At 63.3% G+C, this 19,729-nt stretch carries 15 protein-coding genes; 6 read left to right on the top strand and 9 right to left on the bottom strand.

What is annotated here, in order from left to right; genetic code table 11:
• Window positions 1–7: 7 nt before the first annotated feature.
• Entirely contained in the window at window positions 8–1,369 is a 1,362-nt protein-coding gene (ilvA, locus tag D8W71_RS18610) for a threonine ammonia-lyase IlvA (protein WP_121115495.1), read from the top strand.
• Here ilvA and D8W71_RS18605 read toward each other — a convergent pair.
• Complete coding sequence (locus tag D8W71_RS18605; RefSeq protein ID WP_121115493.1) at window positions 1,357–1,893, bottom strand: TetR/AcrR family transcriptional regulator; 537 nt, start codon at window positions 1,891–1,893, stop codon at window positions 1,357–1,359. The genes ilvA and D8W71_RS18605 overlap by 13 nt on opposite strands.
• A gap of 106 nt (window positions 1,894–1,999) precedes the next feature.
• On the opposite strand from D8W71_RS18605, the gene D8W71_RS18600 reads away from it, so the two are divergent.
• Window positions 2,000–3,517 carry an MFS transporter gene (locus tag D8W71_RS18600; protein WP_121115491.1) on the top strand — a complete coding sequence of 506 codons (1,518 nt, stop codon included), beginning with the start codon at window positions 2,000–2,002 and terminating at the stop codon, window positions 3,515–3,517.
• A gap of 80 nt (window positions 3,518–3,597) precedes the next feature.
• Here the strand turns inward: D8W71_RS18600 and treZ are convergent, their stop codons facing one another.
• From treZ to D8W71_RS18575, 5 genes are all read right to left on the bottom strand, one after another.
• The gene (gene treZ / locus D8W71_RS18595; RefSeq protein ID WP_121115489.1) at window positions 3,598–5,346 is read right to left on the bottom strand and encodes a malto-oligosyltrehalose trehalohydrolase; all 1,749 of its coding nucleotides are present in this window, start codon (window positions 5,344–5,346) and stop codon (window positions 3,598–3,600) included.
• Window positions 5,343–7,730 carry a malto-oligosyltrehalose synthase gene (gene treY, locus D8W71_RS18590; protein ID WP_121115487.1) on the bottom strand — a complete coding sequence of 796 codons (2,388 nt, stop codon included), beginning with the start codon at window positions 7,728–7,730 and terminating at the stop codon, window positions 5,343–5,345. The genes treZ and treY overlap by 4 nt, the downstream gene beginning before the upstream one ends.
• A 4-nt stretch (window positions 7,731–7,734) precedes the next feature.
• Window positions 7,735–10,011 carry a glycogen debranching protein GlgX gene (gene glgX, locus D8W71_RS18585; RefSeq protein ID WP_121115485.1) on the bottom strand — a complete coding sequence of 759 codons (2,277 nt, stop codon included), beginning with the start codon at window positions 10,009–10,011 and terminating at the stop codon, window positions 7,735–7,737.
• Between the two features lie 35 nt (window positions 10,012–10,046).
• Entirely contained in the window at window positions 10,047–12,152 is a 2,106-nt protein-coding gene (locus D8W71_RS18580; protein WP_121115483.1) for an acyltransferase family protein, read from the bottom strand.
• A gap of 92 nt (window positions 12,153–12,244) precedes the next feature.
• On the bottom strand, window positions 12,245–12,697 hold the full coding sequence (locus tag D8W71_RS18575; protein WP_121115481.1) for a MarR family winged helix-turn-helix transcriptional regulator: 453 nt from the start codon (window positions 12,695–12,697) through the stop codon (window positions 12,245–12,247).
• Between the two features lie 144 nt (window positions 12,698–12,841).
• On the opposite strand from D8W71_RS18575, the gene D8W71_RS18570 reads away from it, so the two are divergent.
• Together D8W71_RS18570 and D8W71_RS18565 are read left to right on the top strand one after the other, a co-directional pair.
• Complete coding sequence (locus D8W71_RS18570) at window positions 12,842–14,038, top strand: MFS transporter (RefSeq protein ID WP_121115479.1); 1,197 nt, start codon at window positions 12,842–12,844, stop codon at window positions 14,036–14,038.
• Between the two features lie 148 nt (window positions 14,039–14,186).
• The gene (locus D8W71_RS18565; protein ID WP_121115477.1) at window positions 14,187–14,369 is read left to right on the top strand and encodes a hypothetical protein; all 183 of its coding nucleotides are present in this window, start codon (window positions 14,187–14,189) and stop codon (window positions 14,367–14,369) included.
• 167 nt (window positions 14,370–14,536) lie between these two features.
• Here the strand turns inward: D8W71_RS18565 and msrA are convergent, their stop codons facing one another.
• On the bottom strand, window positions 14,537–15,055 hold the full coding sequence (gene msrA, locus D8W71_RS18560) for a peptide-methionine (S)-S-oxide reductase MsrA (RefSeq protein WP_121115475.1): 519 nt from the start codon (window positions 15,053–15,055) through the stop codon (window positions 14,537–14,539).
• On the bottom strand, window positions 15,052–15,534 hold the full coding sequence (msrB, locus tag D8W71_RS18555; protein ID WP_121119519.1) for a peptide-methionine (R)-S-oxide reductase MsrB: 483 nt from the start codon (window positions 15,532–15,534) through the stop codon (window positions 15,052–15,054). Before msrB ends, msrA begins: the two co-directional genes overlap by 4 nt.
• 138 nt (window positions 15,535–15,672) lie before the next feature.
• Here msrB and secA2 point away from each other — a divergent pair, with 138 nt between their 5' ends.
• Window positions 15,673–18,003, top strand: coding sequence for an accessory Sec system translocase SecA2 (gene secA2, locus D8W71_RS18550; protein ID WP_442972060.1), 2,331 nt, complete (start codon window positions 15,673–15,675; stop codon window positions 18,001–18,003).
• On the opposite strand, the gene D8W71_RS18545 is transcribed toward secA2, so the two are convergent.
• Window positions 18,000–18,587 (bottom strand): TetR/AcrR family transcriptional regulator C-terminal domain-containing protein, encoded by a 588-nt coding sequence (locus D8W71_RS18545; protein ID WP_121115472.1) that lies wholly within the window; start codon window positions 18,585–18,587, stop codon window positions 18,000–18,002. The two genes, secA2 and D8W71_RS18545, sit on opposite strands and share 4 nt — an antisense overlap.
• Window positions 18,588–18,710: 123 nt before the next feature.
• Here D8W71_RS18545 and bioB point away from each other — a divergent pair, with 123 nt between their 5' ends.
• The gene (gene bioB, locus D8W71_RS18540; protein ID WP_121119517.1) at window positions 18,711–19,724 is read left to right on the top strand and encodes a biotin synthase BioB; all 1,014 of its coding nucleotides are present in this window, start codon (window positions 18,711–18,713) and stop codon (window positions 19,722–19,724) included.
• Window positions 19,725–19,729: the final 5 nt, after the last annotated feature.

The raw sequence follows: 19,729 nt of genomic DNA, 5'->3' as shown, positions 1-19,729 counted from the left end.
TGGACGGGTGCCCCACTCGCCTGAAGTCGTCGTCTCCAGCGCTCGTTCGTTCGCGGTTACCGCGGACGACATCGATGCGGCTGCCCGTCGAATTTCGGACGTCGTAGCGGCAACACCGTTGCAGTTCTGCGAGCGATTGTCCGCCATCACCGGCGCCAACGTGTACCTCAAGCGCGAGGACCTCCAGATCGTCCGCTCGTACAAGATCCGGGGCGCGTACAACCTGATGGCTCAGCTGACCCCGCATGAACTCGCCGTGGGGGTGGTGACGGCAAGCGCGGGCAACCACGCGCAAGGCGTCGCGTTCGCGTGCCGTTCGATGCAGGTGCGCGGCCGAATCTACGTCCCCGCCAACACCCCGAAGCAAAAGCGCGATCGGATCATCGTTCACGGCGGCGAGTTCGTCGAACTCATCGTGTTCGGCGATACGTTCGACGCCGCAGCAGCCGCTGCTGCCGAGGACGTCGCACGGACGGGGGCCACGATGGTCCCTCCGTTCGACGACGAGCGGACAGTTGCCGGACAGGGAACCATCGCAGCGGAAATCGTCGAGCAGCTCGGTTCGGCGCCGGACACGGTTGTCATGCCGGTAGGCGGCGGCGGATGTATCGCGGGCATCTCGACCTACCTTCGCGAACGCTCTCCTTCGACCGCGTTGGTCGGCGTCGAGCCGGCCGGTGCCGCATCGATGACCGCGGCACTGGTGGCGGGCGGACCGGTGACGCTGAACGAGATCGACCCCTTCGTCGACGGTGCGGCAGTGCGGCGGATCGGAGACGTCCCGTACGAGGCGCTGCGTGCTCTCGGCGCCGAGGTCGTCTCGCATGCGTCGTTACCTCTGGTCGCAGTACCCACTTTCCCGGCGGGCGACGAGACGAACGGACCGTTCCTGATGACACAGATCGACGAGGGTGCGATCTGTACGGCGATGCTGGACCTGTATCAGAACGAAGGCGTCATCGCCGAACCTGCAGGTGCGCTGAGCGTGGCTGCGCTGCAACATGTTTCGGTAGCCCCGGGAAGTACCGTCGTGTGCTTGATCTCCGGCGGCAACAACGATGTGTCGAGATACGGGGAAATCCTCGAACGGTCGCTAGTGCACCTGGGACTCAAGCACTATTTCCTGGTGGACTTCCCTCAGGAGCCCGGCGCGTTGCGGCGCTTCCTCGACGAAGTTCTCGGGCCGGACGACGACGTCACGTTGTTCGAGTACGTCAAGCGCAACAACCGGGAGACCGGAGCTGCGCTCGTCGGTATCGAACTCGGCGTGGCGTCCGGGCTCAGCGCGCTGCTCGAGCGTATGCGGACGTCCCGCTTGACGGTGGAGCAGTTGGAGCCGGGTTCGCCTGCGTATCGCTATTTGACCTGATCGGGTCCGAGAAGTCTTTCCACGACCTTCTGGTGTAGTTCCGGGTCGACGGGGGGGAGGTCGAGCAACGCCCCCAGATAGATTCCGTCGCCGACGAGGCGAACGATTTCGGCAGTGACCGGGTCGTCGATCTCGGCGCGCAGGCCCTCGTCCCACAGTCGCATGACCTCGGTGACGGCCTGCTGAATCTCGCCTGGTTGTCCGTCGACGCTGCGGAGCATGGCAAGGGTCGAACGGTACAGAGCGGTTTCTTTGTCGGAAATGGACGCCGGCGGCTGCAAATACCAGTGAGCGACGGTTGTGCCTCCCTCGGCGGCGAGGGCACGCTGCCGGTCGGAGAGGTCGCCGAGGCGTCGGACCATCGCGGCGAGCATCGCGTCCTTGGTGTTGAAGTGGTACAGCAGACCACCTTTGGACACTCCGGCCTTCGCGGCGACGTTCTCGAGCGTGACCTTGGTCAATCCCTGATCCAGCAGCATCTCCTCGAGGGCGTCGAGTATTCGGTCTCGTGTGTCGGACGACATGGCGCAACCCTACCGAAAAGAGCTTTACCGGCTGGACGGTTCACTGCTAGCCTCACTGTACCGGCTGGACGGTTCAGTCGCCGGTGAAAGATCATAGGAGAAGTCAGTGAGTGAGTTGCGGGTACACGGGGCGGTCGAAACCCAGCGGGCGACGCCGAAGGATTGGCTGGGCCTCGTCGTCCTTGCTTTCGCGGTGCTGCTGATCGCGGTCGACGGTACGGTCCTCGATCTCGCGCTGCCGTTCATCAGTTCCGACCTCGCGCCCAGCAGCAATCAGCTCCTGTGGATCATCGACGTGTATTCGTTCGTGCTGGCAGGTCTACTCATCACGATGGGCACTCTCGGCGACCGAGTCGGGCGGCGCAAACTGCTGCTCATCGGTGCCGCAGGTTTCGGCGTCGCCTCCGTCGTTGCTGCGTTCTCGGTCAGCCCCGAGATGTTGATCGCCGCGCGCGTACTTCAGGGCGTCTCCGGAGCGACGCTGATGCCGGCGACCCTCGGCCTGATCAGGACCATCTTCACCGACCCGCGCCAGCGCGTCATGGCCATCGGCCTGTGGGGAGCAATGGCAGGCGGTGGAGCCGCCGCCGGACCTCTGGTCGGCGGGTGGTTGTTGGAACACTTCTGGTGGGGATCGGTGTTCTTGATCAACATCCCGGTGATGCTCGTGCTCATCGCTCTCGGTCCGCTTGTCATCCCGGAATCGAAGGACCCCAACCCGGGCAAGTTCGACCTCGTCAGCTCGGGTTTGTCGATGCTGGCGCTCGTTCCGCTGGTCTACGCAGTGAAAGAGACCGCTGCACACGGAATCAGCGTTATCAACATCGCTGCAGCGGTCTTGGGTGTTGTCGCGGGGATTGCATTCGTCCGTCGGCAGAAGCGCTCGGCCGACCCGATGATCGATCTTCGACTGTTCGCCAATCCCGCGTTCTCCACCGCGGTGTTCACGAACTTCCTATCCGTGTTCGCGCTTGCGGGTGTGCTGTTCTTCGGCGCTCAGTATCTGCAGTTGGTGCTGGGAAACAGCCCACTCGAAGCAGGGTTGCTGCTGTTGCCTGGTACGGCATCGTCCATCGTGGCTTCTCTCGTGGCGGCGTACTTGATCCGGATCTGGTCACCGGGAACAGTTCTCGGTGGCGGGCTGGCGGCCGCGGCCGTCGGCGCCGCATTGCTGTTCGGGCTGCGGGTCGACAGCGGTCCCGCACTGTTCATCGTCGGTTTCGTCCTTGTCGGCGCAGGCGCCGGCATCGCGTTGACGCTGACGTCCGATCTTGTTGTCAGCGCGGTCGAGCCGGAGCGTGCCGGTGCTGCGTCCGCAGTCTCGGAGACGGCGTACGAACTCGGCATTGCTTTGGGAGTAGCTGTGCTCGGGACGGTTGTGATGTCGTACTTCAGGCGCGGTCTCGACGTATCCGCTCTCGGAGGAGAACAGGCTGCAGCCGCCCAGGAGACTCTCGGTGGTGCGGTGAGCGTCGCCCGCAGTACGCCGGGCGAGATCGGCGACGCTCTGGCGAATTCCGCACACGTGGCGTTCGTGAACGGCATGCACGTGGCTTCCCTTGCGACGGCCGCGGTGATGGCGCTTGCCGCGATCGTGGTGTTGGTGCGGCTCCGCCGCCTGTGAACGAACAATTACGACGGGCGGTAATTACCCACTCACGAGCAGATCCAGGCTCGTGAGTGGGTAATTACGTCGGGCGGTAACTACGCACGCACGGGCGGCGTAGCCGCCAACACCGCGAACGAATGACCGGGAATCGACGTCGCAGAACCGGTTTCGTCGGAGGTCGGGTCTTCCCACGCCAACAGTGTCGTGCCGCCGACGGGCACCGTGACCTCGCGCTCCGACAGATTGCAGACCACGCGCAGCGAACCGCGATGCACGACGATCCACCGTGCGTCCTCGTCGTAATCGATCTTGACGTGTCCGAGCCAAGGATCGGAGAGTTCCGCGAACTGTCTGCGGAGCGCGATCAACCCTCGGTAGTTATCGAGAAGCCGTGCGTGATCACCGGTTCCGAGTTCCGACCAGTCGAGTTTGGAACGAGTGAACGTCTCCGGATCCTGCGGGTCGGGAATGTCTTCCTTGTCCCAGCCGTGTTCGGCGAATTCCGCCTTGCGGCCTTCGGCAGTCGCCTTGCCCAGCTCCGGCTCGGGGTGCGAGGTGAAGAACTGAAACGGGGTCGACGCGCCCCACTCCTCGCCCATGAACAACATCGGCGTGTACGGCGACGTGAGCACCAGTGCAGCTTTGATCGCGAGTTGGCCGGGGGAGAGGTAGAAGCCGGGACGGTCGCCTATCGCGCGGTTGCCGACTTGATCGTGCGTCGTGGTGTACGTGACGAACGAGCTCGCGGGAATTCGCCTCGTGTCGACGGCGCGGCCGTGGACGCGTCCCCGGAAGCTCGAGTAGGTCCCTGCATGAAAGAAGCCGTGCCGCAACGTTGTTGCGAGCCCCTGGAGCGAACCGAAATCGCCGTAATAGCCCTGGCGCTCGCCCGAGACGGCAGCATGGATCGCGTGGTGGATATCGTCGTCCCACTGTGCGTCGAGGCCGTACCCACCCCCTGACCGTGCAGTCACCAAACTCGGATCGTTCAGATCGCTCTCCGCGATCAGCGTCAGCGGCCTCTGAAGGTGAGCTGCGAGCCTACGAGTGTCGACGGCCAACTCTTCCAACAGATGAACGGCCGTGTGATCGACGATCGCATGCACGGCATCGAGCCGTAGACCGTCGATGTGGAACTCGGAGAACCAGCGCAACGCGTTCTCGATTGCATACCGACGCACAACCCCCGAGTTCGCCTCGGCGTAGTTGATCGCCTGACCCCACGAGTTGGCGCCCTGCGCCATGTACGGGCCGAACCGCTCGAGGTAGTTCCCGGATGGGCCGAGATGGTTGTACACGACGTCGAGGATGACCGCGAGGCCGCGCGCGTGACAGGCGTCGACCAGTCGTTGCAGCCCGTCCGGTCCGCCGTATGCCTCGTGCACCGTATACCAGAGGACGCCGTCGTAGCCCCAGTTGTGGGTACCGTTGAAACCGTTGACCGGCATGATCTCGACGAACGTCACGCCCAGGTCGACGAGATGGTCCAGGCGTTCGACCGCCGCATCGAAAGTTCCGCCGGCAGTGAACGTTCCGATGTGCAGTTCGTAGATGACCCCGCCCTGCAGCTGACGGCCCGTCCATGCCGAGTCGGTCCAGACGCTGTCGTCGAGGCGGTGCAACTGCGACGGCTCGTGCACACCGTCCGGTTGTCTCGGAGACCTCGGATCGGGCAGCACAGCGGTGTCGTCGTCCAGTACGAAGCCGTAACGTGCATCCTCGGCGGCATCGACGTCGGTGAACCACCACCCGTCGGCGCTCTTCTGCATCGGGTGCAGGGAGCCGTCGAGATGCAGTTGCACTGTGGTCGGTGTGGGTGCCCATACCTCGAAACGGTGGGTCATGCGTCACGTTCTCCTGAGGTCTCGCTGACGATCTTGTCGCGCACCAGCAGTGCAACCGGCAGAGCCGAGAACACTGTGCTCACCTGAGCTTTGCCGTAGTGCACGGTGCCGGTCAATCTGTCCAGCCACTGTCCCTCGGGGAGTACCACACTCGTGGTTCCCCAACCCTCGGTCTCGAGTGCGAGCGAATGGCGGGTTGCCAGGGCAATCACGTCCGGCTCACCGAGGACGGGTCCGCGGGCGAAACCGACGACGTGCGACGCGGCCGATCCCGTCGCCGAGACGGGTGTGTAGGTTCCGCCTACGAAGCTGTCCGGGCGTTCCCGCCGAACGTGAAGAGTTTCGGTGACTACCTTGAACTTGGCTGCTTCGGACGTATGGGGTACCGAGGCGGAGCCGTCCTGCAGATGCGTTCTCCGCACCGAATAGTCCACCGGCCGACGGTTGTCCGGGTCCACGAGCGAGTCCTCCCACAGTTCCGTGCCTTGGTAGACGTCGGGAACGCCGGGGCCTGCGAGGTGCAAGAGCTTTTGACCGAGCGCGTCGCTCCGCCCGTGCGGGTCCAGGCGGGCGACGAGCATCGACACGGACTCCGAGATGGTGCCCCGAAGTATCGAATCGAGCCAGTCGTGAACCTCGCGCTCGAATACCTCGTCGGGCTCGGTCCATCCGGTTCGCGTCCCGGCTTCGCGGAGTGCCTTCTCGGCGTAGGCGTGGATGCGGCCTCGCAACTCGTCGGTGATGACACCGTCCGCGGGCCACACGCCGAACAAGTTCTGCCACAGGAAGAGTCCGGTCGCGCCGTCGGGACTCGGTGCGAGCAGTTCCCAGTCGGCGATGCACCTGGCCCACAGTTCGGGAGTCTGCGACAGAACGCCGATGCGCGCGCGCACGTCCTCGCCGCGCTTGGTGTCGTGAGTGGACAATGTCGTCATCGCGGCGGGCCACGTTCTTGCACGATCGGCATTGGCCAAATGGAATTGCGCAGGTTCAACTCCGAACTCGGCGGGGTCGCCGCCCACCTCCTGCAACGAGATCAATCGAGTGGCACGATAGAACAGGCAGTCCTCGACGCCCTTGGCGGTGACCGCCCCGCACACTTGCTCGAAGCGAACCGCTGATTCGCCGCGTGCGATCAGAGCGGTTGCCAGGGCGTCGAAAGCAGGTTCCAGAGAACGACTTTCGAGGATGAGAGAACCGATCACGCCCCCGACAGTCCCGGTGAGGGGCGCGTAGTCCGAGCGGTAGTACGGCATGCGCGCGACCACCGCGACGAGGCCGTCGATCACCGATTCGACTCCGATGCCGGTGCCCGACTCACGCACGACTGCTCGCGCCAGCCGTCTGACTTCCGGCGCGAGGTCGCCTCGCGCGACCGCGGTCTTCAACGATTCTTCGGCGGCATGCAGCCACGCCGCGTCGCCACGTGCACCGGACCGCGACATCGACAGTTCCCCGAGAGCCGCCGCACCGGACGGTGCGACGAACACACCGCCGAGGTCGGCCAGAGCGTCGTAACCCGTGGTGCCGTCGACGGGAAGCGACTCGTCCAACGGCTCGCCGCGCGCGAGAATCTTCTCGATGACCAGCCAGCGATCCTCGCCGATCAGTTCGCGCAGTTCGGTGAGATAGCCTGCGGGATCGGCCAATCCGTCCGGGTGGTCGACGCGAAGGCCGTCCACGAGACCGTCGTCCATCCAGCTCTTCACCTGGGTGTGCGAGGCGGTGAAGACGTCGAAGTCCTCCTGGCGAAGACCCGCGAGTCCGTTGACGGAGAAGAATCTCCGGTAACCGACGAGACCCGATTTCCAACTGACGAGGCGGTACGCCTGGCGGTCGTGGACTGCCTGTGCGTCGTTTTCGTCGGTACCGACAGAGATAGGAAGTCTGTGTTCGTAGTAGGCCAACAACGGCACGTCGCCGGTCCGATCGACCGTCAGCTCCGAGACGTCCTCCGCAGATCCCAGGATCGGAAGTGCGATCTTGCCGTCGACTCCGTTGTCCTCTGCCCAGTCGATGTCGAAGAACGCCGCATGATCGGACGACTTTCCTTTGCCCAGCACGTCCCACCACCACGCATTCTGGCGTGGATCGTCGACTCCGACATGGTTGGGAACGATGTCGACGATCACACCCATTCCGCGTGAATGTAGTTCTGCCACCAGCGCTTCGAAGCCCTCACGACCGCCGAGAGCGGAAGAGACCGAGGTGGGATCGGTGACGTCGTACCCGTGAGTCGAGCCGTCGGTTGCCGACAGGATCGGCGAGAGGTAGGCGTGAGTCACCCCGAGGTCGTCGAGGTAGTCCACGATGCGGCGCGCGTCGCCGAACGTGAACTCGTCCCCACGCAGTTGAAGTCGATACGTGCTGGAGGGGATCGGCATCGTGTCAGTCCGTCTTTCGTAGAACAAGGAGCGACCGGGCGGCCACCTTCACCGGTGTACCCGCTTCTATGACATTCTCACTTGCTCCCGTCGGGACCGCCGTATCCAGCGCGACGGTCCACTCGTTGGCGTACTCGCCGTCCGGCGTCAGGAACTCGATGGTCTCGTGATGTGCGTTGAAGCACAACAGGAACGAGTCGTCGACGACGCGTTCTCCTCGCTGGTTCGGCTCGGGAATGCCGTCGCCGTTGAGGAACACGGTCAGACTCTTGCCGAAGCCGCTGTCCCAGTCCTCGGGTGTCATCTCCTCGCCCGCAGGGGTGAGCCACGCGATGTCTCGGGCTTGTTCGCCCGTTCGGATCGGTCTGCCCTCGAAGAATCGTCGCCGACGGAACACCGGGTGATCGTTGCGCAGTGCAATCGCGTTGCGTGTGAACTCGATGAGGTCGGCGTTGGTTTCCGCCAGCGACCAATCCATCCAGGCGAGTTCCGAGTCCTGGCAGTACACATTGTTGTTGCCCTGCTGCGTTCGCCCGAGTTCGTCCCCGTGGGCGATCATCGGTGTGCCCTGGCTCAGCAGCAACGTCGCCATGATGTTGCGGATCTGCCGTCCTCGGAGGTCGAGGATCTCGGGATCGTCGGTGGGACCCTCTACTCCGCAGTTCCACGAACGATTGTGGCTCTCGCCGTCGTTGTTGTTCTCACCGTTGGCTTCGTTGTGCTTCTCGTTGTACGACACCAGGTCGTTGAGGGTGAACCCGTCGTGGGCGATGACGAAGTTGATACTCGCACCCGGGCGTCGCCCTGTTGCTTCGTAGAGATCCGAGGAGCCGGTGAGCCTCGATGCGAACTCGCCGAGAGTTGCGGGCTCACCGCGCCAGTAGTCGCGGACGGTATCGCGATACTTTCCGTTCCACTCGGTCCACAGGCCTGGAAAGTTACCGACCTGGTAGCCGCCCTCGCCGATGTCCCACGGCTCGGCGATGAGCTTGACCTGACTGACGATCGGATCCTGCTGGACCAGATCGAAGAAGGCGCTCAGGCGGTCGACGTCGTGCAACTCACGAGCGAGAGTCGATGCGAGGTCGAACCGGAAGCCGTCCACGTGCATCTCGGTGACCCAGTAACGAAGCGAGTCCATGATCAACTGAAGTGTGTGCGGGTGGCGAGCGTTGAGACTGTTGCCGGTGCCCGTGTAATCCATGTAGTGCGCGGAATCTCCGTCGACCACGCGGTAGTAGGCGGCGTTGTCGATGCCGCGGAAGCTGATGGTCGGGCCCATGTGGTTGCCCTCGGCGGTGTGGTTGTAGACCACGTCGAGGATCACCTCGATCCCTGCGGCGTGGAAGGCGCGCACCATCGCCTTGAATTCGGTCACGGCGGCGCCCGCCGTCGGATTCGACGAGTAGTCCGCGTGGGGGGCGAGGAACCCGAAGGTGTTGTAACCCCAGTAGTTCCGTAGGCCCTGGTCGAGGAGTGTCTGGTCCTGCATGAACTGATGAACGGGCATCAGTTCGATCGCGGTGATACCGAGGTTGAGCAGGTGGTCGATGATCGCCGGGTGGGCGAGTCCCGCGTACGTGCCGCGAAGTGTCTCCGGCACGTCCGGATGCGTGATCGTCATGCCCTTGACGTGTGCCTCGTAGATGACCGTCTCGTGGTACGGACGCCTCGGTGCACGGTCGTTCTGCCAGTCGAAGAAGGGATTGATCACGACCGTGGTCATCGTGTGCCCGAGCGAATCGTGCTGGGGGAAGTCGTCACGCGGGGCGTCGTCGTGCGCAACAGGCTCCGGTTCGACGACGGTCTCGTCGGGATCTTCCAGATCCAGCTCGTCCTCGAAGGGCTTGGCGTCGACATCCGCCTCCGACTCCGATTCGGACTCCGGGGCTGCGGCGGGGACATCGAGACTGTAGGAGAACAACGAGCGATCCCCGTCGAACTCACCCTCGAACGCTTTGCCGTACGGGTCGACCAGAAGCTTGCTCGGATCGCAGCGATGGCCGTTCTCGGGATCCCACGGACCGTGTACTCGGTAGCCGTACTTCTGTCCCGGGATGACGGAGGGCAGATACGCGTGCCAGACGTAACCGTCGGATTCCTCGAAACGGATTCGTGTCTCGGTGCCGTCATCGTGAATCAGGCATAGGTCGACAGCTTCTGCTACCTCGGAGAACAACGCGAAATTGGTGCCTGCGCCGTCGTAGGTCGCTCCCAGCGGATAGGCGGACCCGGGCCAGATTTCGATCGCGGGTGTTTCGGTGGGTGCATCTACAGACATGGATGAAACCCTACTGTGACCGGATCGAACTCCGCTCACCACCAAGCGGTCTGCTCTGCGATCTGTCTGCCCAACTCGCTGGTCAGGGTGCGCATGTAGGTCGCCGTGAGGTGATGTTCATCGCGGTAGATCAGCACGTTGCCTTCGATGGCGCGGCATACCTGTCCGTCGCACAGCGCATTCGTGAGGTCCAGCGGTAGGACCGTCGGGAGTCGGAACGAGGCCGCCAGCGTCGGGTTGATCGTGTCGAGAGCCTGGCTACGTCGTACGCCGCAGGAGGTCGCGCTTCCACCGTCGGACAGGCAGTCGATCGCGCGGAAGGCCAGCCCGTCCTGTTCCAACCACGGGTTGTCGCGCATCGCAAGAACGGGGATCCCCTTCGATGCCAGTTCGGCCCAGACGTCCACGTACCAGTCCGGGGTGTAGTCACCCGCGCCGTCCTCTCGTGGCCTCGTGGACGTCGTGAAGACGAAGTCGGGTTGCGACGACGCGATCGAGTCCAACACCGAGCGGGACCACACCGGGCAACCGGAGAAGTCGCCGTCGCCGTACTCCGACAGGTACTCGACCATGAGCGGGCAGCCCATTTTCAGATACGTCGAAATTCGGAAGCCGTGCTCCTTGCCGAGGAGGTCCAACGCGTCGATCCAGTGTTCGGCGTGTGACCCGCCTGCGAGCACCATGAACCGATCGGCATCGAGATCGCCGTACTGGCAACTGATCGGGTCCTCGGTTTCGAAGTCGGCTACACAACCGTCCAGGGCAGCAGCGGGAATGTCGTCGGGCGCCGACAGAAGGGAAGGCGACAGTTCCGCCGCGGGCACCACGACGCCGTCCGTGAGCTCGAGGGCGCCTGGATGGGTGTATCGGTCGACTGCATTGTTGGCTTGCAGATCGGCCACCGATTTCTGCACGTACTGGTTCCACCCGACGGCGCTACAGACGAGGACGACCGCCAGTGTCGCTGCGGTTGCGGTGACAGCGATGCGTGGGAGTGATCGAGGTGGCAAGTTCATCGGCTTCTCGACGAGTCGAACGGTGAGCATCGCGAGCAGAACGGACGCCGCAACGATCAGCATTCCGGTCGTCAGGTCGGCCGTCGGCTCGCCGGTGTAAGCGAGAACGAAGATCAGAACCGGCCAATGCCACAGGTACAGAGGAAACGCGATGGAACCGAGCCACAGTCCGAAGCGCGTGCGCAGCAGATGCGCGACGGGGGTATCGGGCCCCGCCACCACAAGCGCGAGCGTCGCGAGAACCGGGAACAGAGCCCACGGTCCCGGGAACTCGTTCACTCCGTCGAAGAGGAACCCGCAGCTGACGACGGCGAGTAGTCCGGCAGTGGCCAGCGCAGCCCGGCCGGCTCGGGGGGCCCAATCGGTGCGCGGCGCCCTCCGGCTCGGAAGCGCTGCGTAGTACGCCGCTACCGCCCCGCCGAGCATGATCTCCCACAACCGAGCGCCGGTGTCGTAATAGTTCCACGACTGCAGACGCGATGTTCCGTCCGCGGCATACGTAAACGACATGATGGACGCGCCGGCGAAGATCAGAAGGTAGAGGCGCGGCGGCGGGCTGGTTCTCACACCTCCGCGCGATCGCCGAACTATCCATGCCAGGCCGAAGACGACACCGACAGCCACCAAGTAGAACTGAAACTGAACGGCGACCGACCACAGGTGCTGAAGGGGGCTGACTGTGGGGTCTGCGGCCAAATAGTCTTGCGAGGTCCAGGCGAGCTCCCAGTTGGCGTAGAACAAGAGCCCCGACACCAACTGGTTACCGATGTCGACCCAGCGTGTGCGCGGAAGTAAGAGCGCCGTGGCGACTGCAACCCCGACGAGTACGAGGACGAGTGGCGGTCCGAGACGACGCAGTATTCGGGTCACTCGCGTGATCGGGTTCAGCGAACCGCCCGACTGAGCAGAGCGGATCAGGGACGCCGTGAAGAAGAATCCAGTGAGGACGAGGAAGACATCGACGCCGCCCGAGACTCGACCCATCCAGATGTGAAAAACGACAACGAGCGCGATCGCGATGCCGCGGAGTCCGTTGAGATCTTGGCGAACAACTGATCCGGTCCGAACCGTCGAAGCCGTAGGTGCCGCGACGGAAACACCGCCAGGTTGGTACTGGGCGTGCATAAGAGGGAGGAAGCTCCAGCGGTCGACGGGTATCGGGGTTCGAAACTGAATATTTCGCCCAACGGTACTTTGCTTGCGCCTGATGTGAACAATCAGCCAACGGGTGACGGCAACCGATGCAAGGCTTCGGCGAGCGGCGCCAATTCGGGTACGAGCTGAGCGGCCGCCAACGATTTTTCCAGAACGTCGTCGTGCGTGGGGCGTGACCGTTCCAGTAGCGCCCGTCCCTCTTCGGTCAGTTCGGTGTAGATGCCTCGACGATCGTCCTTGCACAGAAATCGCGTCAGGATGCCGCGGTCTTCGAGACGGTTGACCAATCTGGTGGCTGCGCTGCTGCTCAAGGCGCTGGCTCTGGCCAACTGCTGCATGCGCATATGCCATCCATCCTGACGGCCCAGTGCGTCGAGGACGGTGTACTCGACGACCGACAGGGTGTGCTCGGACTGCAGGGCCCGCTCGAGGTCGGCCTCGATGTGGGCGTGCAATGCCGCCAACGTTCGCCAGCCCTGGGCGCGGATGAGCGATGAATCGTCGGCGATTGCCACGGGTCCTCCTCGTACACGTCGAATTGACAACGCAAGGTTACCAGCTTGCGCAGTTAGCAAGCGCGTGCAACTATTTATGACGCGTCTGCAATTACCTGCTTACGCTCTATGACTGCTCATGCATCTATCGAAAGGATCGCCGTCATGCCGTTGGGACTGCTCGCGTTGGCCATGGGGGGTTTCGGGATCGGACTCACCGAATTCGTCATCATGGGGTTGTTGCCCGAAGTGGCGTCGGATTTCGGAGTCACCGAGGCGGAGGCAGGGTGGCTGATAACCGGATATGCACTCAGTGTGGTGGTCGGGGCTCTCGTCGTCACCGCACTTGTCACTCGGTTTCCTCGCAAGAATGTCCTCATCTCCCTGATGGGACTGTTCATTGCAGGCAACCTCATTTCCGCGCTGTCGGGGTCGTACGAGGTGATGATGCTTGGACGCGTCGTGGCCGCGTTGTGTCACGGCGCGTTCTTCGGCATCGGTGCTGTCGTCGCTGCGTCGCTCGTCTCACCGGAGAAGAAGGCGGGGGCGATTGCGATGATGTTCGCCGGTCTCACCGCGGCCAACGTGCTGGGAGTTCCTTTCGGCACGCTTCTGGGCCAGTCCTATGGATGGCGGTCCGCGTTCTGGGCTATCAGCGTCATCGGGATCGTCGCCTTGATCGGCATCGTGGCCCTGGTTCCCGGGGCTACCGACGCCGAAGCCCCCGGAAGTCTCCGATCGGAACTCGGTGCATTCCGACGCGTGCAGGTGTGGCTGTCCATCGCGATCACGGTCCTGGGGTACGGCGGAATGTTCGGTGCATTCACCTACATCGCCTTCACTCTCACCGACGTCAGCGGATTCTCGTCGAGTTCGGTGCCCTGGCTGCTGATCTTGTTCGGTGTCGGCCTGTTCGTCGGAAACTACCTCGGTGGCAAAGCCGCCGATCGCAACCTCACTGTCACGTTGCTGGTGCTGCTCGCAGTACTGACCGTCGTGCTTGTGTTCTTCGCCTCGACTGCCGAAAGCCAAGTGGCAACGGTCGTATCGCTGTTCCTCATGGGTGCGTTCGGCTTCGCAACCGTGCCGGGACTGCAGATGCGCGTGATGTCGTTCGCGAACGACGCACCGACGATGGCGTCGGGTGCCAACATCGCGGCGTTCAATCTCGGCAACGCACTCGGTGCGTGGATCGGTGGCGTCGCCATCACGGCGGGACTGGGATACACCTCGCCGATCTGGGCGGGCGCAGCCATTACTCTGACCGGTCTCTTCGTGCTGGTCTTCGCTGCTCGGTTGAATCGCGCGTCAGAGCAGCTATCAGGGCGCCTGGATCGTCGACCTGTACCGAACAGGACATGATCGGGCCACTCCTTCGCCAGCGGGGGAGCAGGGCGGGAAGTGACGCGTCGACGGCGCGCGTCAGGTCGATGTCGACGCTGGTTCCATCCTGGTTGGGAAGCATGAGCCGACCGTGTTCGATTGCAGCAGAGACAGTTCCGTAGCGTCGATGAATTCGAGCGCTCGCTACCGAATCGAGATCGATGTCGGCGACGATCTGCCCCGACGTCCGCAGGGTCAACAGCGCACGCGTGACCGTGTGCGGATGCATCCGATGCCGGATCCGGAACGACGTCGTGAAGTGAAATCCTGCAAGCTGTCGGCCATGGCGTCTGCGAGCGCGTCGGGCTGAAATTCCGATTCGAATGACGCAAGTGTGAACCTTGACGCTATGTCAAGGTCAAGCCTGAATGCGGTGAGGATCACGAGTTGCGCGTGGTCTCCCCGCTTTGGGCAATCACGAAAGATGGTCCCGAGCCTCGGCTCGGGACCATCTGTTCGTGCTGTCTGCGAAGTCGACTAGCTCACGGCGTCCGCGCGGCGCGGCAGTTTCCAGCCGGGCCGGACGAAGTGGCACGTGTACCCGGTCGGGTAATTCTGCAGGTAGTCCTGGTGCTCGGGCTCGGCTTCCCAGAATGGGCCGACCGGCTCGACCTCCGTCACGACCTTGCCGGGCCACAAGCCTGACGCGTCCACGTCGGCGATGGTGTCCAGCGCAACACGCTTCTGCTCGTCGTCGGCGTAGTAGATAGCGGATCGGTAGCTCATACCGACGTCGTTGCCTTGGCGGTTCTTCGTCGACGGATCGTGAATCTGAAAGAAGAACTCCAAAATGTCGCGGTACGAGATCACGGAGGGGTCGAAAACGATCTCGACGGCCTCCGCGTGGGTTCCGTGATTACGGTAGGTGGCATTGGGAATGTCTCCACCCGAGTACCCGACGCGCGTCGACACGACACCCGGCCGATGGCGGATCAGTTCTTGCGCTCCCCAGAAGCAACCTCCGGCGAGGATGGCGGTCTCGGTCGTAGTGCTCACTGCGTCGCTCCTTCGTCTGTACTTTCATCGATCTCGGTGCGGAATTGTGCTGCGTACTCACCGTATCCCTCGGCTTCGAGGCGATCCACCGGTACGAAACGCAACGCGGCCGAGTTCATGCAGTAACGGAGTCCACCTTGATCCTTCGGTCCGTCCTTGAACAGGTGTCCCAGGTGGGAGTCTCCGGCCGCCGACCGTACTTCCGTGCGCAGCATCAGGTGGCTGAAGTCCCGCTTCTCGACAACGTTCGTTTCGTCGACGGGCTTGGTGAAGCTTGGCCATCCCGAATGGCTCTCGAACTTGTCGGCGGACGAGAACAAGGGCTCACCGGTGACCACATCGACGTACAGCCCTGGTTCGTGGTTGTCCCAGTACTCGTTGGCGAATGCACGTTCGGTGCCGTCCTTCTGAGTGACGCGGTATTGCTCGGGCGTCAACTTCTCGATCGACGCGGGATCCCTTACATACGAGCGTGTCATCGTGTCCTTTCTGCTGCTGTGGAGCATTTCGGCTCCGCATGTCTCAACGTCGACGACGTGCGCCGATATTCCGAGCGCTCGGTCGCGTGCGTGCTGCATCAGTAGGCTTGTTACGGCGGTACCTTCGTCGCACGCGCTCTGCAGCAAAGAAATGGTGGTTTTTCAAACGTGGCTTCCGATCGGTTCTGGCGCATACTCGGGCGTTCTGCGCAGAAGGGGCAAGCGCGCTCCCGCGCCGGCGTCGATCGAGCGACCGATCACGCGGAATGGGCTAGCGCCCTGTCCGATGCCGATCTCGCGGTCGCTGCTTCCGAGCTCAGGGTCGATGAAGCCGACCGCCTCGATGTTCCCCGGTACCTCGCACTGGTTCGTGAGGCGGCTACACGTGCGCTCGACCTGACGCCGTTCGACGTACAACTCCTCGCTGCTGTTCGCATGCGTGAGGGCGACGTGGTGGAGATGGCAACCGGCGAAGGCAAAACGCTGGCCGGCGCGTTGGCCGCGGTCGGATACGTGTTGTCCGGGCGCTCGGTTCACATCATCTCTGTCAACGACTTCCTGGCTCGTCGTGACGCCGAATGGATGCGCCCGTTCTACGAGTTGCTCGGTCTCACAGTCGGGTCGGTGGCGGAGTCGTCCACGCCCGTGGAGCGACGAGCCGCGTACAGCAGAGACGTGACATACGCCTCGGTCAACGAGATCGGAATCGACGTTCTGCGAGACCATCTCGTGGATGACGCCGCCGACCTGGTGACTCCGACCCCGGATGTCGCCATCGTCGACGAGGCGGATTCCGTTCTGGTCGACGAAGCCCTCGTGCCGCTCGTTCTGGCCGGGTCGGTGTCGACCGACGTGCCGACGGAGAAGGTGTTCGGTGCGGTGCGAACGCTGGACGTCGGAGCGCACTACGACACCGACGCCGAAGGCCGCAACGTCTTCCTCACCGACGAGGGCGCGGAGAAGCTGGAGGAAGAGCTCGGTGGTATCGATCTGTACTCGGAAGAGCACGTCGGGACCACACTCGTAGCAGTCAATGTCGCATTGCATGCCCAGGTACTCGTCAAGCGCGACGTTCACTACATCGTCCGTGACGGACGCGTGCGGCTGGTCAATGCCTCTCGCGGCCGCGTCGCCGAACTGCAGCGATGGCCCGACGGATTGCAGGCCGCGGTCGAGACGAAGGAGGGCCTGAAGCCTACGGAAACCGGCGAAATTCTCGACACCATCACCGTCCAAGCTCTGATCGGACGGTACGCGACAGTGTGCGGAATGACCGGAACCGCTCTCGCTGCGGGTGAGCAACTCAAGACGTTCTACAGGCTAGGTGTCTCACTCGTTCCGCCTAATCAGCCCAACATTCGGATCGACGAGGAAGACCGCGTCTACGACACCGTGGCGAACAGGAACGCGGCCGTCGTCGAATTCGTCCGCGAGGTCCACGAGACCGGTCAGCCGATTCTGATCGGCACCCACGACGTCGCAGAGTCCGAGGACCTCGCCGAGTTGCTCGATGCTGCAGGTGTGGCGGCCGTGGTGCTCAACGCCAAGAACGATGCCGAGGAAGCCGAGGTGATCGCCCGCGCAGGCGTGCGGGGTTCGGTGACGGTGTCCACGCAAATCGCCGGTCGCGGAACCGATATCAGGCTCGGGGGACCGAGCGGCGAAGGTTCGGCCAAGGACGAGGTGGCCGACCTGGGTGGTCTGCTCGTCGTCGGCGTAGGGCGTCACTCGACCGAACGGCTCGACAATCAACTGCGCGGCAGAGCCGGCAGGCAGGGCGATCCAGGACGGTCGGTGTTCTTCTCGAGCTGGGAGGACGAGGTAGTCACCTCCAACCTGGGTCCGAAGGAACAGCCCAAGAAGCACGACGAGACAGGACTCATCACCGCCGGTGGTGTTGCGAGCAAGATGGACCATGCGCAACGAATCGCCGAGGGCACGATGCTCGAAGTGCATTCTCGTACATGGCGATACAACCAATTGACTGCGCAGCACCGAGACATTCTCGATGCGCGCCGCGCCGCGCTGCTGTCTTCGGACGAGGCGCTCGAACTCTTGAGCTCGGCCGCGCCGGACCGGGTTGCGGAGCTACGAAAGACCGTGTCGGAGGCGACGTTGGCCGTTGTGGCGCGAAAAATAGTGTTGTTCCATCTGGACCGTTCGTGGTCGGAGTATCTCGCCCATCTGGCCGATGTGCGCGAGAGTATTCACCTACGTGCACTGGGTCGGGAGAACCCCCTCGACGAGTATCACCGGATCGCCGTCGAGGCTTTCAAGACCGTATCGGAGAAGGCAGTCGAGTCTGCTGTGTCGACGTTCGAGTCGGCCGACATCACCGAGGATGGAATCGATCTGGGCAGTGCCGGTCTCCAGCGGCCGACGTCGACGTGGACCTACATGGTCCACGACAACCCGTTCGCCGGTAACACCGCGAACAATGCGGGGCTCGGGCCCGTCTTCGGCGGTTAGGCCCGGGCACGGTCACCCAGTCTCAGCCGCACGCCGTCCACGAAGAGCCCGAGACCGAAGTCGAATCGGCTTGTCGGGTCGGGCGTTTCGAACAGGGGAGACGCAGCGTCGCCGAGCGCTCCCGCAGAATCCATCTGCATCCGCGCCTGTTCGTCGACGGTCTGTCCGAGGATGTAGTACAGCAGCGTGTCCGCGGCAAGTTCGGATTCGCTGCGGGGCAGACCGGCGCGGATGCACACGGCGGCAATCCTCTCGCGTATCCGATTGGTCACCAGCCGCGACGCGTAGGTCGCCGCAACGAGCTCGGCGCCGTCTCGGTGCGACAGCAGCGCATCTCGAAGCCGATGAGCGACATGACAGAGCTGTTCGTCCCACGCGTTCGTTGTGGGCGGGGTGTCGACGTCGGCCAGAAGCGCGTCCGCGATGGCGCCGAGCAATGTCTGTTTGTCCTTGAAGTGCCAATACAGAGCCCCGGGCTGAACATGCAGTGAGGTTGCCAGTCGACGCATCGTCAAATCTGCGAGCCCGTACTCGTCGAGGATGGAGATTGCGCCGTCCAGGACGTCGGCACGCCGCAGCTGCACGTGATAGCTCCTCGGTGTTCGGTCGAGTGTCGGCTTTGACACTATCCAACGCCCAGCATAGCCTGAACGCCGTTCAACTTGAACGCTGTTCAAGTATCCGCGACCAAGCTGCAGGAGGCGTCGATGACGCAGGGATCCGTTCGAACCGACATTCTCGACATTGCCCGTGATCAGGTCGTGGACGGTGGCGTCGGGTTGAACGAGGAGCAGGTTCTTGACGTTCTCCGCCTCCCCGAAGAACGCCTCGAGGAACTGCTCGCGGTCGCACACGCGGCGCGGCTCGCATGGTGCGGCCCGGAGGTGGAGGTAGAAGGCATCATCAGCCTCAAGACCGGCGGTTGCCCGGAGGATTGCCACTTCTGTTCTCAGTCGGGGTTGTTCGAATCGCCGGTGCGTGCTGCCAGGTTGGACATCCCCAGCCTCGTAGAAGCGGCCAAGCAAACGGCCAAATCCGGTGCGACCGAATTCTGCATCGTCGCAGCAGTGCGTGGGCCTGACGAGCGCCTGCTGGCACAGGTCGCGGCGGGGATCGAGGCGATCCGCAACGAGGTGGAGATAGACATCGCGTGCTCGCTCGGAATGTTGACCCAGGAGCAGGTCGATCAATTGGTGTCCATGGGGGTTCATCGTTACAACCACAACTTGGAAACCTCACGGTCCTACTTTCCCAACGTGGTCACGACGCACACGTGGGAGGAGCGATGGGACACCCTGCGGATGGTGCGCGACGCCGGGATGGAGGTCTGCTGCGGCGGCATTCTCGGCATGGGTGAGTCGTTGGCGCAGCGTGCCGAGTTCACAGCGGACCTGGCGCGGCTCGAACCCGACGAGGTGCCGCTGAACTTTCTCAACCCGCGACCCGGTACACCGTTCGGAAATCTGGAAGTGATGCCCGCGTCCGACGCCTTGCGTGCGGTCGCCGCATTTCGACTGGCGTTGCCGCGCACCATTCTTCGGTTCGCAGGCGGACGAGAGATCACGCTCGGTGACCTCGGTGCTCAGCAGGGAATTCTGGGCGGGATCAACGCCGTCATCGTCGGCAACTACTTGACCACCCTCGGTCGTCCGGCCGAACAGGATCTCGATCTGCTCGGCAGCCTGAGTATGCCGATCAAGGCACTCAATTCGACCATCTAAGGTGG

Origin of the sequence: Rhodococcus sp. P1Y (assembly GCF_003641205.1) — a bacterium.
GTDB lineage: Bacteria > Actinomycetota > Actinomycetes > Mycobacteriales > Mycobacteriaceae > Rhodococcoides.
Note: the sequence above shows the minus strand (reverse complement) of the source record. Positions and strands in the feature narration are given on the sequence as shown.